The sequence below is a fragment of the Caballeronia sp. ATUFL_F2_KS9A genome (genome assembly GCF_023630765.1).
Lineage (GTDB): Bacteria > Pseudomonadota > Gammaproteobacteria > Burkholderiales > Burkholderiaceae > Caballeronia > Caballeronia zhejiangensis.
The window spans coordinates 41053-54272 of sequence record NZ_JALQEK010000025.1 but is presented as its reverse complement, the minus strand read 5'-3'; the positions used below and the strand labels follow the sequence as shown (position 1 = coordinate 54272).

14 protein-coding genes are annotated in these 13220 nt (G+C 63.9%); 5 read left to right on the top strand and 9 right to left on the bottom strand.

Annotated elements, in window-relative coordinates:
* Positions 1-271 precede the first annotated feature (271 nt).
* The gene (locus tag NCS67_RS14775; RefSeq protein WP_250435551.1) at positions 272-1732 is read left to right on the top strand and encodes an NAD-dependent succinate-semialdehyde dehydrogenase; all 1461 of its coding nucleotides are present in this window, start codon (positions 272-274) and stop codon (positions 1730-1732) included.
* Positions 1733-1811: 79 nt separating this feature from the next.
* Here NCS67_RS14775 and NCS67_RS14770 read toward each other — a convergent pair whose 3' ends face one another.
* Positions 1812-2408: a hypothetical protein gene (locus NCS67_RS14770; protein ID WP_008353834.1), complete on the bottom strand. Its 597-nt coding sequence runs from the start codon at positions 2406-2408 to the stop codon at positions 1812-1814.
* A 259-nt stretch (positions 2409-2667) separates the two neighbouring features.
* Between NCS67_RS14770 and NCS67_RS14765 the strand changes: the two genes are divergently transcribed.
* The gene (locus tag NCS67_RS14765; protein WP_008353835.1) at positions 2668-3831 is read left to right on the top strand and encodes a metallophosphoesterase; all 1164 of its coding nucleotides are present in this window, start codon (positions 2668-2670) and stop codon (positions 3829-3831) included.
* A gap of 210 nt (positions 3832-4041) precedes the next feature.
* Here the strand turns inward: NCS67_RS14765 and NCS67_RS14760 are convergent, their stop codons facing one another.
* The 5 genes from NCS67_RS14760 to NCS67_RS14740 form a co-directional block, all read right to left on the bottom strand.
* Complete coding sequence (locus NCS67_RS14760; RefSeq protein WP_008353836.1) at positions 4042-5088, bottom strand: patatin-like phospholipase family protein; 1047 nt, start codon at positions 5086-5088, stop codon at positions 4042-4044.
* A 61-nt stretch (positions 5089-5149) separates the two neighbouring features.
* Positions 5150-5731, bottom strand: a complete 582-nt coding sequence (locus NCS67_RS14755) for a hydrolase (protein ID WP_008353837.1) — start codon at positions 5729-5731, stop codon at positions 5150-5152.
* A 38-nt stretch (positions 5732-5769) separates the two neighbouring features.
* The gene (gene msrB / locus NCS67_RS14750; protein ID WP_502801857.1) at positions 5770-6249 is read right to left on the bottom strand and encodes a peptide-methionine (R)-S-oxide reductase MsrB; all 480 of its coding nucleotides are present in this window, start codon (positions 6247-6249) and stop codon (positions 5770-5772) included.
* Positions 6250-6291: 42 nt separating this feature from the next.
* A complete protein-coding gene (locus NCS67_RS14745; RefSeq protein WP_008353839.1) occupies positions 6292-7053 on the bottom strand; it encodes an ABC transporter permease in 762 nt (253 codons plus the stop codon).
* Positions 7050-7976 (bottom strand): ABC transporter ATP-binding protein, encoded by a 927-nt coding sequence (locus tag NCS67_RS14740; protein ID WP_250435550.1) that lies wholly within the window; start codon positions 7974-7976, stop codon positions 7050-7052. The genes NCS67_RS14745 and NCS67_RS14740 overlap by 4 nt, the downstream gene beginning before the upstream one ends.
* 117 nt (positions 7977-8093) lie before the next feature.
* On the opposite strand from NCS67_RS14740, the gene NCS67_RS14735 reads away from it, so the two are divergent.
* Together NCS67_RS14735 and NCS67_RS14730 are read left to right on the top strand one after the other, a co-directional pair.
* The gene (locus NCS67_RS14735; protein ID WP_008353843.1) at positions 8094-8579 is read left to right on the top strand and encodes a 2,4'-dihydroxyacetophenone dioxygenase family protein; all 486 of its coding nucleotides are present in this window, start codon (positions 8094-8096) and stop codon (positions 8577-8579) included.
* A 5-nt stretch (positions 8580-8584) separates the two neighbouring features.
* Entirely contained in the window at positions 8585-9520 is a 936-nt protein-coding gene (locus NCS67_RS14730; protein WP_284504093.1) for a 3-hydroxybutyryl-CoA dehydrogenase, read from the top strand.
* Here the strand turns inward: NCS67_RS14730 and NCS67_RS14725 are convergent.
* Together NCS67_RS14725 and NCS67_RS14720 are read right to left on the bottom strand one after the other, a co-directional pair.
* Positions 9508-10458, bottom strand: coding sequence for a glutathione S-transferase family protein (locus NCS67_RS14725; protein ID WP_250435547.1), 951 nt, complete (start codon positions 10456-10458; stop codon positions 9508-9510). The genes NCS67_RS14730 and NCS67_RS14725 overlap by 13 nt on opposite strands.
* Before the next feature lie 55 nt (positions 10459-10513).
* Entirely contained in the window at positions 10514-11476 is a 963-nt protein-coding gene (locus tag NCS67_RS14720) for an alpha/beta fold hydrolase (RefSeq protein WP_250435546.1), read from the bottom strand.
* A gap of 106 nt (positions 11477-11582) precedes the next feature.
* On the opposite strand from NCS67_RS14720, the gene NCS67_RS14715 reads away from it, so the two are divergent.
* Positions 11583-12497, top strand: a complete 915-nt coding sequence (locus tag NCS67_RS14715) for a LysR family transcriptional regulator (RefSeq protein ID WP_008353847.1) — start codon at positions 11583-11585, stop codon at positions 12495-12497.
* Between the two features lie 73 nt (positions 12498-12570).
* On the opposite strand, the gene NCS67_RS14710 is transcribed toward NCS67_RS14715, so the two are convergent.
* A complete protein-coding gene (locus tag NCS67_RS14710; protein ID WP_175983064.1) occupies positions 12571-13218 on the bottom strand; it encodes an ankyrin repeat domain-containing protein in 648 nt (215 codons plus the stop codon).
* Between the last annotated feature and the right edge of the window lie 2 nt (positions 13219-13220).

Genomic DNA, 13220 nt, shown 5'->3' with positions numbered 1-13220 from the left:
CGTGCGCGAGCCAAGCTCGATGGGGCCTATGAGGGCACTCTTTAGGCAGCCCACGAACGACGAGAGGACTACCCAAACTGCGTGTGACCGCGGGCGTATCAGAAGCTGCTTTCTTTGCTTACTTTCTTTGCAGCAGCAAAGAAAGTGAGTGCCGCCCCGCACAGGGGCAACGCTAATAGACCACTAAGAAAACGGGATCCGGCGAAACACCGGAGCCGACACGAGAACGCGATCCAGCGACAACCCCGAGCCGACCCGAAAGGACTAGCAAATGAGCCTGAAAGAACACCTGAAAGACCCGACGCTCTTGCGTCACGCAGCGTACATCGACGGCGAATGGCAACAAGCCGACAACGGCGAAACGTTTGAAGTGGTGAACCCGGCAACGGGAGAATCCCTCGGCAAAGTCCCCAACATGGGCGCAACCGAAACGCGCCGCGCGATCGATGCCGCCAACACCGCCTGGCCCGCCTGGCGCAAAAAAACCGCGAAGGAACGCGCGGCCATCCTGCGCCGCTGGTTCGACCTGATGATGGCAAACGCCGACGATCTCGCCCTCATCCTCACGACCGAGCAAGGCAAGCCGCTCGCCGAAGCCAAGGGCGAAATCACCTACGCGGCGTCGTTCATCGAATGGTTCGCGGAGGAAGGCAAGCGCGTCGCCGGCGATACGCTCGCCACGCCCGCCGCCGACAAGCGCATCGTCGTGACCAAGGAACCGATCGGCGTCTGCGCCGCAATCACGCCGTGGAACTTCCCCGCCGCGATGATCACGCGCAAGGTCGGACCGGCGCTCGCAGCCGGCTGCCCGATCGTCGTGAAGCCCGCCGAAGCAACGCCCTTCTCCGCATTCGCGCTCGCGGTGCTCGCAGAACGCGCGGGCCTGCCGAAAGGCGTGCTCAGCATCCTGACCGGCGATCCGAAAGCGATCGGCGGCGAAATGACGGGCAATCCGATCGTGCGCAAGCTGTCGTTCACCGGCTCGACGGCGGTCGGCCGTCTGCTGATGGCGCAAAGCGCGCCGACCGTCAAAAAGGTGACGCTGGAACTCGGCGGCAACGCACCGTTCATCGTATTCGACGACGCCGATCTCGACGCCGCCGTGGAAGGCGCGATTGCATCGAAATATCGGAATAGCGGACAAACCTGCGTGTGCACGAACCGCTTCTACGTCCACGAGCGCGTCTACGATGCCTTCGCGCAAAAGCTCGCGGCAGCCGCGAGCAAGCTCAAGGTCGGAAGCGGCACGGAAAGCGGCGTCGCGCTCGGGCCGCTCATCAACGAAGCGGCCGTGCAAAAGGTCGAATCGCATATCGCGGACGCGCTCGCGAAAGGCGCCGCGCTCGCTTCGGGCGGCAAGCGGCACACGCTCGGTCACGGGTTCTTCGAGCCGACCGTACTGACCGGCGTCACGCCGGACATGAAAGTGGCGAAGGAAGAAACTTTCGGCCCGCTCGCGCCGATCTTCAAATTCTCGTCCGACGACGAAGTCGTGCAGTTCGCCAACGACACCGAGTTCGGCCTCGCCGCGTACTTCTATAGCCGCGACATCGGCCGCATCTGGCGCGTCGCCGAAGCGCTGGAATACGGCATGGTGGGCATCAACACCGGCCTCATCTCGAACGAAGTCGCGCCGTTCGGCGGCGTGAAGCAGTCGGGCCTCGGGCGCGAAGGCTCGCATTACGGCATCGACGATTACGTCGTCATCAAGTATCTCTGCATGGCGGTGTGATCGCGTTTCGTTGACGCGAAAAGAAAAAACCTCGGCGCTTTCGTGCCGAGGCTTTTTGCCGTTCAGAACGTCCTGCCGATCATTGTGCCGACGTCACTTGCACCGCCGTCGCCGACACGTACACCGCATGGATCGTGTCGCCCTTCTTCAGCTTCTCGGCAGCCATGCCCGGCGTGAGGTCGAGCGTCTCGGTGCGCCATGCGCCGCGCAGCGTGATCTTGCGCTTCTTCACGTCGACGCTTTCGACCGTCGCGATCGTCTCGATGCGGCGCGTCGCATCGAAACCCGTCACGCCGTCGGCACCCACGGTCGGCTGATAGGTCGTCGTATCGATGCGCGTACGGTCGCCCTTGGCCGCGCCCGTCACTTTCTCGGCGCTGACGAGCAACGCGGCCTTGTAGGTGACGTCGATCTGGTCGCCGACTTTCAATTGCTCGAAGCCTTTGACTTCCTTGCCCACCTGGACGGTCGAATCACCGTTCGCGCCGCGCACCATCAGCGCGCGATTCGCGCGATCGATGCCGACGATCTGCGCCCGGATATGAACCGGCTGCTCCTGGCTCACGACTTGTTCCGCGGTCGCCGCCAGCGTTCTGTCTTGCGCGAGCGCCGTGCCCGTCGAAGCGACGATTGCGGACAGGGAAAGGATTGCAGCGGCACACAGTTTCAGATTCATTGAATGGACTCCTCGAATAAAAACGCGATGCGGAAATTCCGCCGTGCGACTGTCGCAACGACAGTCGAGGCGGCGTATTTATAACGTCCGCGCCGCGTGCGCCGAGCCATTCGAACGATATATTACGATTCGCCATCTTCTCCGCGACGCGCGTCGACAAAGGCGCGCCCGGCGTCTAACCGGTAGAATCGGCCCCATATCCGCCACGGGCGCGCGCCGCCCGTCTCCTTGCCGCTTCCCCGATCTCTCCAGGAGCGCTATGCGACGCTCGGCATTCTTTCTCCGCTTCATCGGCATCGGCGTTCTGTTTCATATCTATGTGGGCGTCCGGCTCATCCCGGATGCGCCCGTCGGCCTGCCGCTCAAGGTGCTGGCGGCGCTGTTGCTTGCGGCATCGGTCATCACGATTCCGCTCGGCATGGCGGCCCGGCAGATCGAACCGCAGTCGCTTGCGGATCGCCTCGCCTGGTTCGGGCTGACGGCGCTCGGTTTTTTCTCGTCGCTGCTCTTGCTGACCTTCGCGCGCGACGTGATGCTCCTCTTCGTGCATCTCGCCGACTGGCTGCGCGGCGCGCCCGTCGGTTCGCCGATGCTCGTCGGCTATAGCGCGCTCGCCGTGCCGCTCCTCGCCGTGCTCTTCTCCGCGATCGGTTTCTACAACGCGCGGCGGCGCGCGCCGGTCGTGAGCGTGGATGTGCCCATCGACAATCTCCCGGCCGCGCTCCAGGGTTTCACGATTGCGCAGATCAGCGACATCCACGTCGGCCCGACGATCAAGCGGCACTATGTGGAACGCATCGTCGCCGCCGTGAACGGGCTCGAACCTGATCTCATCGCCGTGACAGGCGATGTCGTCGACGGCAGCGTGCCGAATCTCGCCGATCACACACGCCCGCTCGCGGGCCTCAGCGCGCGGCATGGCGCGTTTCTCGTCACCGGGAATCACGAATATTACTCAGGCGCGGACAAGTGGATCGCCGAATTTCGGCGCCTCGGCCTGACCGTGCTGCTCAATCAGCATGTCGTGCTGAATCATGACGGCGCTCAGGCCGTGGTCGCGGGCGTCACGGATTTCAGCGCGGGCAGTTTCGATCCGGCGCATCGCAGCGATCCCGCGAAGGCGATCAGCGGCGCACCCGACGACGCCATCGTGCGCGTGCTGCTCGCGCACCAGCCGCGCAGCGCCACGGCCGCCGCCGAAGCGGGCTTCACGCTACAGCTCTCGGGGCACACGCATGGCGGTCAATTCCTGCCGTGGAATTTCTTCGTGCGGCTGCAACAGCCGTTCGTCGCCGGACTCGTTAAGTTCAACGGACTGTGGGTCTATACGAGCCGTGGAACCGGCTATTGGGGACCGCCCAAGCGGCTGGGCGCGCCTTCAGAGATCACGCTGGTTCGACTGGTTGCGGCTACGGCCGCATAAAAAAAGGGACGCGCGCCGTAGGGTGCGGCGCGCGTCCAGCGCTCGGGGACAAGCGCTACTCCCGATCACGGTGATGAACGGGCAACTCGATTGACGGGCGGGGCCCCGCCAGCGAGTAAGTGAAAAATAGGCGAACAGAAAAACCGAGGACATAAGAAATCTCCTAAACAATGAAACGCAGTTCGATTGTCACGGAGTCCGAATCTCCACTCACGCTTTCGCCGACATCGCCGCGGGCGTCGTCGCATAGACGCTTCTGTGCGGGGCGGTGCCCTCGCGCGGCCAGTCGGAGCGGGCGTCGAAGAACCATTCCGCGCGCTCGCGTCCTTTGCGCATCAACGCATGAATCAGCGCCGGATTGCGATCGAGCTTGGATGCATAGTCGAGCGGCCCGGGATAATCCTTCGCGTCGAGATGCATCTCCACGACGCGAACCTTGATCGGCTTGTAGCGCTTTTCGAGCGACGCATCGGCTGCAAGCAGTTCGTTCACGCGCGTCGTGAAGTAAAGCTCCTGCCCGAGCGCGAGATTGCCGGACAACTCGTTGCGACGGTCGATGATCTCGTTCATCGATTCAGGCAACTCGCGCCGATACTGCGGATTGATCTGCACGACCCAGATTTCGTCGGGCCGCGAATCGAGCGCGAAGTCGGTGAATTCGCGCACCGGCGGATTGCTGCTGAAGAGGCCGTCCCAACACATGCGCCCATCGGCCGCGACCGCGCGATACAGCGGCGGCACCGCAGCCGAGGCGACCAGTTGGTCCTGATCGAGCCTGTCGCCGGGAAAGATCACGCGGTCGCCCGAACGCACGTCCGTTGCGCCGACGAGAAGCGTCGGCTTCGCGCGCAGTTGCGGATCGGCGGGAAGCGACGCGAAAGGCAGATGCTTGGCGAGCAGTTCGCGCAGGCGTTCTTCGGCTATCGGCGGATACAGATACGGACTGATCTCCGCATTGACGGGCAAGCGTGCGTACCACGTACCGACCGCGTTGACGACGATATCCGGCCCGTCGCGCGCCTCCAGATCCTTCCAGAACGCGGCGAGACGCCGCCTGGCGTCGGGCGGGCCGCCGAGCAGCAGTCCGCACCACGCGAGCGCGCTGCACATCGCGCCGCCCGACGTGCCGGACAGCGCCACCAGTTCGAAGCGGTTGACGAACTCGCCGCTCAGCAGCCGGTCGAGCACGCCCGCGGCGAATGCCGCATGGCTGCCGCCGCCCTGACACGCGATCGCTACTTTGGGAATGGCCGCCATCGCCGCACCTCTCGCGTCCGTCGATATCGGACGTACGCTACAGGATAGGCGACACGCGCCGCTATGCCAGCGCGGCGAGCACCTGCTGCGTCGAACGAATACGCCCGATGCGCGGAAAGATGTAGCGGCAGGTCGATTCGTGCGTGTCGGCGTTGAGATCGCTCATCGCGTCCTCGACAAACACTTGCTGATAACCGCGCTCGTGCGCGCCGCGCGCCGTCGAATCGACGCCGATCGCCGTCGCGATGCCGCCCAGCACGATCGTGCCGATGCCGCGCCGGCGCAGATGCGAGTCGAGGTCGGTATTGTAGAACGCGCCCCACTGCCGCTTCGTGACGACGATATCGGTTGCTTGCACGTCCAGTTCCGCGCACAGGTCGCTCCAGCCCGCCGGCTCCGGCGCTTCCTGCGCCTGACCTGCGTCGGTGATCGGCCGCAAGCCGCCGGGGGCGTTCGGAAACGCGACCTTGACGAACACGACCGGCGCGCCGAGCGCGCGAAAGCGGTCGGCGAGCGCGCGCGCATTGGCGAGCACGCTCGCGGCGGAGTGAGGTTGCACGGGCAAGGCGGCGATGCCCGCCTGCAAATCGATCAGCACGAGCGCGGTCTTCGCGGCATCGAGCTTGAGTTCAGGTGCGTTCATGGCGAGTCGGCTAGAAATGGATGGATGACTGCGCGATGTCAGGCTTCGTCGTGCAGGAATTCAAGCGCCGCGCCGTTCATGCAATAGCGCAGGCCGGTAGGGTTCGGACCGTCGTCGAAAACGTGGCCGAGATGCCCGCCACAGCGCCGGCAATGGACCTCGTTGCGCATGTGGCCGGTCGCGTCCGCGTGCGTCGCGACTGCGCCATCGACCGGCTTCCAGAAGCTCGGCCAGCCGGTGCCGCTATCGAATTTCGTCGCCGACGAAAACAGCGCGGATCCGCATCCCGCGCACGCGTATGTGCCGTCGCGGCGTTCCTTGAGCAGCGGGCTCGAGAACGGCGGCTCCGTGCCGCCGCGCCTCAGCACGCGGAATTGTTCCGACGACAGACGGCGCCGCCAGTCCGCGCTGGTGTGATCGATTTCGTACGATCTGGCGGGCGCCGAGGGAAACCCGCCCGTGAAGGCGGCCGCCATCGCACCGAGAAAATTGCGCTTCGTGCGCCTCATGATCTTCATACGATGAACGCCCTCATGCCTTGGTTGACAGCCGGCGCCGCGCTACGTCTTGAACCGGTATCCCGTCTTGAAGATCCACGCGACGATCGCGATAAACACCGCAAGAAACACCAGCGTCATGCCGAAACTCACGCCGACGTGGACATCGGCGAGTCCGTAAAAGCTCCACCGAAAGCCGCTGATCAGATAGACGACCGGATTGAACAACGCGACCGCCTTCCAGAACGGCGGCAGGATATTGATCGAATAGAAGCTGCCGCCGAGGAACGTGAGCGGCGTGACGATCAGCAGCGGAATGATCTGCAGCTTCTCGAAGCCGTCGGCCCAGATGCCGATGATGAACCCGAGCAGGCTGAACGTTACCGACGTGAGTAGCAGAAAGACGATCATCCACACCGGATGATCGATTCTGAGCGGCACGAATAACCGCGCGGTCAGAAGAATGATGAGCCCGAGAATGACGGACTTCGTCGCCGCCGCGCCGACATAGCTCACGACGAGCTCGAAGTACGACACCGGCGCGGACAGCAATTCGTAGATGGTGCCCGTGAACTTCGGGAAATAGATGCCGAACGACGCATTGGCGATGCTTTGCGTCAGCAGCGACAGCATCACGAGGCCGGGCACGATGAACGCGCCGTAGCTGATGCCGTCGACTTCCGGAATGCGCGAGCCGATGGCCGCGCCGAAGACGACGAAATAAAGCGATGTGGAAATGACCGGCGACACGATGCTTTGCATCAGCGTGCGCCCGGCGCGCGCCATCTCGAAACGGTAGATCGCGCGAACGGCGTATAGATTCATTTGGCTTCCCTGACGAGGCTCACGAAAATGTCTTCAAGCGAGCTTTGCGTCGTTTGCAGATCCTTGAAACGCACGCCGGCTTCGTCGACGTGACGAAGCAGCGCAATAATGCGGCCCGGCTCGTCCTGCGCGTCATATGTGTACGTGAGTTCGCCGCCGTCCGCCGAACGCGCGAGGCCGTAAGGCTGAAGCTGCGTCGGAATTTCGGCGAGCGGATGTTCGAGTTGCAGCGTGAGCTTCTTCTGCCCGAGCTTGCGCATCAGCTCGCGTTTTTCCTCGACGAGCACGATTTCGCCGCGATTGATGACGCCGATGCGATCCGCCATCTCCTCCGCTTCCTCGATGTAGTGCGTCGTCAGAATGATGGTCACGCCGTTGCCCTGCAGCTCTCGCACAAGGTTCCACATGTCGCGGCGCAATTCGACGTCGACGCCCGCGGTCGGCTCGTCGAGAAACAGAATCTCCGGTTCGTGCGCGAGCGCCTTCGCTATCAGCACGCGCCGCTTCATGCCGCCGGAAAGCGTCATGATCTTGTTGTCCTTTTTCGCCCAGAGCGACAGCGATTTCAGCACCTTCTCGACGTAAGCCGGATTCTTCGGCCGCCCGAAAAGCCCGCGGCTGAACGACACGGTCGCCCAGACGGTTTCGAAGGCGTCGGTGGTGAGCTCTTGCGGCACGAGACCGATCAACGCGCGCGCGGCGCGATAGTCGGTGACGATATCGTGACCGGCGACGGTCACTTTGCCCTCGCTCGGATTGACGATGCCGCAGACGGTGCTGATGAGTGTCGTTTTGCCCGCCCCGTTCGGGCCGAGCAGCGCAAAAATCTCGCCGCGACGGATTTCGAGGTTGATGTCCCTGAGCGCGCGAAAGCCCGACCCGTAGGTCTTGGACAGATTGGAAACGGTGATGATGGTCGACATGGCGTGGACGATAGCAGATACCGCGCCTTCCGGCTTGAATGAAGGGGTCGGCCATTCGGCCAATGTTCGACGCGCGCGGCAGTGCATAAAATGGCCGTTCCCGAAAGGAGCCACATCATGCTGTTCGAACAGATCCAGACCTCGTGCCTCAACGACGCCGACCTGCCGTGGGTGCCGTTCACGCCGTACAGCGAGCGCGTGCTCGTCAAGTATTTCAAGCTCGACCCGGTTCGCGGCGAAGTCATCGCGATGATGAAGGCGCCGGCGAAAGGCGAGATGCCCCGTCATCGTCATACGGGAACCGTGATCGTCTATACGGTGCAGGGGCGCTGGAAATATCGCGAGCACGAGTGGATCGCGGAGCCGGGCAGCATCGTGTACGAGACGGCGGGTTCGAGCCACACGCCCGAGGCGCTGCCACCGGATTCGGGGGGCGCGGACATCGTCACGCTCAATATCATTCAGGGCGAACTGCTGTTCGTGAACGACAAGGGCCACGTCCTCGCCGCCGAAAACTGGAAAAGCGGACTCGACCGATACCTTGCGTTTTGCGACGCAAACGGCATCGCGCCAAAAGATCTGACCGCCTTTTCCGCTGGTTAGAATCGATGCCAGGACGCGCCTCGCGCGCTTTCGACCATTTCCGGTTTGCCGGCCGCACGCGCCGGCGCAGATCAAGGAGGAGCAAAAGCATGAAGATTCAGACCGTCGGCATCGTCGGCGCAGGAACCATGGGCAACGGCATCGCGCAGGTCGCCGCCGTCGCGGGCTTCAAGGTCGTGATGATCGACGTCACCGACGCCGCGCTCGCAAAAGGCATCAAGACGCTGACGGGCAGCCTCGAGCGGCTCGTGTCGAAGGACAAGCTGGAGGCATCGGCGCGCGACGCGGCGTTGACGCGCATCGAAACGTCGACCGATTACGGGCGTCTCGCCGCAGCGGACATCGTCATCGAAGCCGCGACCGAGAGCGCCGAGCTCAAGAACCGCATTCTGAAGCAGATCGAAGACGCCGCGCGCGCCGATGCGATCATCGCGTCGAACACGTCGTCGATTTCGATCACCGCGCTCGCCGCGACGCTCGCCACGCCCGAGCGCTTCATCGGCATGCACTTTTTCAATCCGGTGCCGCTCCTGCAACTCGTCGAAGTGATTCGCGGCGTGCAGACGAGCGATGAAACCGCGTCCGCCGTGCGCGAACTCACCGAGAAGCTCGACAAATCGCCGATCGGCGTGCGCAATTCGCCGGGCTTCGTCGTCAACCGCATTCTCGTGCCGATGATCAACGAAGCGTTCTTCGTGCTGTACGAAGGCGTCGCGAGCGCGGAGGAAATCGACGCCGGCATGAAGCTCGGCGCGAATCATCCGATCGGACCGCTCGCGCTCGCGGACCTGATCGGCCTCGACGTGTGCCTCTCGGTAATGGACGTGTTCCTCAAGGATTTCGGCGATTCGAAGTACCGCGCCTGCCCGCTGTTGCGCGAGCTCGTGTCGGCGGGACGCCTCGGTCGCAAGACGAAGCGCGGCGTGTATCAGTACGATTGAGAAGCGACGAAATCGAGCACCGGTCCGGCGGGCACGATGCCCGTCGGATTGATCGTCCGATGGCTCTCGTAGTAATGCCGCTTGATGTGCTCGAGGTTCACGGTCGCGGCGATGCCCGGCATCGCGTAAACGTCGCGCACGAACTTCGACAGATTCGGATAATCCGCGATGCGCCGCAGATTGCACTTGAAGTGGCCGAAGTACACGGCGTCGAAGCGCACGAGCGTCGTGAAGAGGCGAATGTCGGCTTCGGTGAACCGGTCGCCCGCGATATGGCGGTGCGTGCCGAGGCGTTCTTCGAGAAAATCGAGCGTCTCGAAGAGCGGCATCACCGCCTCCTCGTAGGCGGCTTGCGTCGTCGCGAAACCCGCCTTGTAGACGCCATTGTTGACCGTGTCGTAAATGCGCGCGTTGAGCGTGTCGATCTCTTCGCGCAACTCGCGCGGATAGTAATCGCCCGGCTTCGCGCCGATGCCGTCGAACGCCGAATTCAGCATCCGAATGATTTCCGACGACTCGTTATTGACGATCGTCCCGCGCTGTTTGTCCCACAGAATCGGCACCGTGACGCGACCGGTGTAATGCGGATCGGCGGCGGTGTACACCTGATGCAGATAGCGCGCGCCGTTGATCGAATCGGGCACGACGCCCGGCGCGTCGTCGAAGGTCCAGCCGTTTTGGAGCATCAGCCAGTTGACGACCGATACGTCGATCATCGCTTCCAGCCCCTTGAGCGCGCGCATGATGAGCGTGCGATGCGCCCAAGGGCACGCGAGACTCACATACAGGTGATAACGCCCTGCCTCGGCCTTGAAGCCGGTATCGCCGTCCGCCGTGACCCAGTTGCGAAACGCCGCGTCCTTGCGCACGAAGCGTCCGCCCGTGGATGACGTGTCGTACCACTTGTCCTGCCATTTTCCGTCGACGAGCAGTCCCATTTCGATTCTCCTTGCGTGGGGTGGCGCAATCGGCGCGCCACGGCATTCATATCAATCAGTCTTGTTCGATGAAGCGCACGAGTTGCGCCATCGTCGCGTCCGGCGCTTCTTCCATCAGCCAGTGGCCCGCGCCCGGCACGACCACGCCTTGCACGTTCGTCGCGACGAGCTTCGCCTGATCGATCAGAAACGTGCCCGACGCGCGCTCGCCGGTGAGGACGAGCATCCGCATCGGAAGCGGCGTCTTCGCGAACGCGGCAAAATCGTCCGCGTCTTGCGGGAACGCATGAAAGTATTCGAAACCCGCGCGCATGCGGCCGTTGCGCGCGTATTGCGCCGAATAATAGCGGCGATCGGCCTCGCTCACCGAATGCGCGGGATCGGCGGCGAAGTCGTTCCAGAAGTGCTCGAAGAAAACGCGTTCGCGTCCGCGAACCAGCTTTTCGGGCGTGTCGCCGTAGAAATTGAAGTGCCATTTATCGCGCAACAGCCAGACTTTCTGCCAGTCGCCGACGCCCGGCAGAAACGCGTCCATCAGCACGATGCTTTCGACTTCGTCGGGATATTGCGCGGCGTACGCATACGCGACCATCAGCCCGATGTCATGCCCGACCAGCTTCACCTTGCGATAGCCCAGCGCTTGCACCATCGCGTGAATGTCTTGCGCGAGCGTCTTCTTGTCGTAGCCGGAAGCGGGCATCGCGGAGCCGCCCGCGCCCGGCAGATCCGGCGCGATTACGACGCGCTCACCGCCAAGACGCGTCATCAGCGGTTGCCACATGCGGCTCGTTTCCGTGTAGCCATGCAGGAGGACGACGGGCGTCGCGTCGCCGTGTCCAACTTGCAAATAGTGCAGTTCGACGCCGTTCGCATCGATCGTGCGGGACTGCATCGCGCTCGCGGCGGCGACGGGTTGCGGCGGGCGCGGCGCGTTCGTGGCATACGCGGACGGTTGCAGCGCAGCGGCGGCGACAAGCACGCCAACGGCGCGGCGGATCGTGTGTAGGAGGGTTTTCATCGTTCAGCTCCATCGAAGGTTCGGTTATCCGATGACGCTCAGGTTGGACCGCCGCCGCGCTTTTGCCGTACGATCCGGACGATGAACTCGTTCGATGGAGTCGAACATGTTGTCAGAGGAAGAACTCTCGCTGCTCGATGCGATTCGTGAAACCGGCAGCCTGTCGCGCGCGGCGGCGCGGCTCGGCAAGGCGCCGTCCACCGTGTCGCACGCGGCGCGGCAACTGGAAACGCGTTTCGACGCGCTGCTCTTCGACCGGCGGCGTTATCGGCTGCAACTGACGCCCGCCGGACATCTTCTCGCCGATGAAGCCTCGCGCCTGATGCTCGACGTGTCGCGGCTCACGCAGCGCGTGAAGCAGGTCGCGAGCGGCTGGGAAGACCGGCTGTGGCTCGTCTGCGATGAAATCCTCGAATTCGAGACGCTGCTGCCGGTCGTGCAGGCGTTCGATGCGCTCGGTTCCGGCGTGGCGCTGCGCATCACGCACGAAGTGCTCTCCGGCACCTGGGAAGCGTTGCGCGACGGCCGCGCGGATCTGATCGTCGGCGCGACCAACGAGCCGCCCGCGATTCCCGGTCTGCGCTGGTTCGAGCTCGGCGTGATGCAGTGGGTGTTCGCCGTGTCGCCGCGTCATCCGCTCGCGAGCGTCAGCGGGCCGCTCAAGCGCGAGCAGATCGCGGCGCATCGTGCGGTTGTCGTCGCGGATTCGTCGCGTTCGGCGGGACGCGCTTACGGCGTGCTCGGCGGTCAGGCCGCGCTCGCCGTGCCGACGATGCGCGCAAAAATTCTCGCCCAGCGGCAAGGCCTGGGCACGGGCTGGGTGCCGCGCTATCGCGTGCAGGCGTTGTTTGCGCGCGGCGAACTCGTCGAAAAGGAAACCGCCGATCCGCGCGAGCCGAACGTGTTGTATGTGGGCTGGCGCGGCGATCACGAAGGCCGCGCGCTGCAATGGTGGATCGAGCAGTTGCGGCAACCGCGTCTCGCGCAACGTCTCGTCGATGGCATCGACGCGTTCGCGTGACGCGGCCGCGTGTTCGCGAAACGGCCGAGGCCAGCGATTTGCAGCGCGTCGGCGCGCAACGCTCCCCGGCCGATTAACCCTTCGACAGCAACTCGACGACGCGCATCGAATGCGTCTGCTCGGCGATGTCCTTCGCTGTCAGGCCGCGATCGTCGCGCAGATCGCGTTTCGCGCCGCGCGCGAGCAACATCGACGCGGTTTCGTCGCGATCGTAGCCTGCCGCCCACATCAGCGCGGTCAGATGATTGCGATACGCCGCGTTCACATCGACACCGGCATCGAGCAGACGCTGCACGATCGCCGTGCGCCCCTGCCCCGCCGCGTATTCGATCGCCGTCTTGCCGACGCGATCCGTCGCGGCGACATCCGCGTGACGCGCGATCAACAGCGCGGCGATTTCGTCGTTGCCGTCGAAGGCCGCGGCCATCAGCGGCGTGATGCCCTGCACGTTGGCCTGGCTGACGTTCGCGCCGCGCTCGATCAGCATGCGCGCCATCGGCGCGAGGCCCTTCTTGCACGCGCTGATGAGCGGCGTGTCGCCGATGCGATTGCGCGAATCGATCGCCGCGCCTTCATCGAGCAAGCGCGCGACGGACGCCTGATCGCCTTCGCGCGTCGCGGAAAGCAGGCGTTCGTTGAGCGTGTAGGCGTCCTGTTGCGCGTAAGCGATCGCGCATGTCATCGACAGGAAAATGGTCAGCAAGCGTAGGCGTTTTGTCATGC

What these genes read in the sequence shown, in the direction of transcription:
- NCS67_RS14775 (WP_250435551.1), top strand. Translation starts at nt 272, where the DNA reads ATGAGCCTGAAAGAACACCTGAAAGACCCGACGCTCTTGCGTCACGCA.
- NCS67_RS14770 (WP_008353834.1), bottom strand. Translation starts at nt 2,408, where the DNA reads ATGAATCTGAAACTGTGTGCCGCTGCAATCCTTTCCCTGTCCGCAATC.
- NCS67_RS14765 (WP_008353835.1), top strand. Translation starts at nt 2,668, where the DNA reads ATGCGACGCTCGGCATTCTTTCTCCGCTTCATCGGCATCGGCGTTCTG.
- NCS67_RS14760 (WP_008353836.1), bottom strand. Translation starts at nt 5,088, where the DNA reads ATGGCGGCCATTCCCAAAGTAGCGATCGCGTGTCAGGGCGGCGGCAGC.
- NCS67_RS14755 (WP_008353837.1), bottom strand. Translation starts at nt 5,731, where the DNA reads ATGAACGCACCTGAACTCAAGCTCGATGCCGCGAAGACCGCGCTCGTG.
- msrB (WP_502801857.1), bottom strand. Translation starts at nt 6,249, where the DNA reads ATGAAGATCATGAGGCGCACGAAGCGCAATTTTCTCGGTGCGATGGCG.
- NCS67_RS14745 (WP_008353839.1), bottom strand. Translation starts at nt 7,053, where the DNA reads ATGAATCTATACGCCGTTCGCGCGATCTACCGTTTCGAGATGGCGCGC.
- NCS67_RS14740 (WP_250435550.1), bottom strand. Translation starts at nt 7,976, where the DNA reads ATGTCGACCATCATCACCGTTTCCAATCTGTCCAAGACCTACGGGTCG.
- NCS67_RS14735 (WP_008353843.1), top strand. Translation starts at nt 8,094, where the DNA reads ATGCTGTTCGAACAGATCCAGACCTCGTGCCTCAACGACGCCGACCTG.
- NCS67_RS14730 (WP_284504093.1), top strand. Translation starts at nt 8,585, where the DNA reads ATGCCAGGACGCGCCTCGCGCGCTTTCGACCATTTCCGGTTTGCCGGC.
- NCS67_RS14725 (WP_250435547.1), bottom strand. Translation starts at nt 10,458, where the DNA reads ATGGGACTGCTCGTCGACGGAAAATGGCAGGACAAGTGGTACGACACG.
- NCS67_RS14720 (WP_250435546.1), bottom strand. Translation starts at nt 11,476, where the DNA reads ATGAAAACCCTCCTACACACGATCCGCCGCGCCGTTGGCGTGCTTGTC.
- NCS67_RS14715 (WP_008353847.1), top strand. Translation starts at nt 11,583, where the DNA reads ATGTTGTCAGAGGAAGAACTCTCGCTGCTCGATGCGATTCGTGAAACC.
- NCS67_RS14710 (WP_175983064.1), bottom strand. Translation starts at nt 13,218, where the DNA reads ATGACAAAACGCCTACGCTTGCTGACCATTTTCCTGTCGATGACATGC.